Origin of the sequence: Bartonella phoceensis (genome assembly GCF_902825145.1) — a bacterium.
GTDB lineage: Bacteria > Pseudomonadota > Alphaproteobacteria > Rhizobiales > Rhizobiaceae > Bartonella > Bartonella phoceensis.
Window position 1 is genome coordinate 1 of record NZ_CADEAD010000070.1, and the last position, 271, is coordinate 271.

General features: G+C 42.1%; 1 protein-coding gene. It reads left to right on the forward strand.

The genetic code is table 11. The annotated features are described in order from the left end of the window. The coding region (locus tag J7R07_RS08115) for a hypothetical protein (RefSeq protein WP_208436334.1) at nucleotides 1–271 on the forward strand (271 nt) is incomplete at both ends.

Here is a 271-nt window from a genome sequence, read left to right on the forward strand (position 1 = left end):
CAGTCTGAAGATTCATCTGTTGTCCATTACGATAGAAAAGATGGTAAAACTGATTATACGAATGTGACTTTGGGTGGTAAAGAGAAGAGCTTAGTTGGCCTCCATAATGTTGGGAATGGTCAGATTAATGAGAGTTCACATGATGCGGTCAATGGTTCTCAGCTTTATTCGATGAGCAATATGTTAGCGTCATATTTTGGTGGCGGAGCTCGATATGAGAATGGGGAATGGACAGGTCCGACCTTCAAGGTTCCTGTAGTCAAAGAAGATG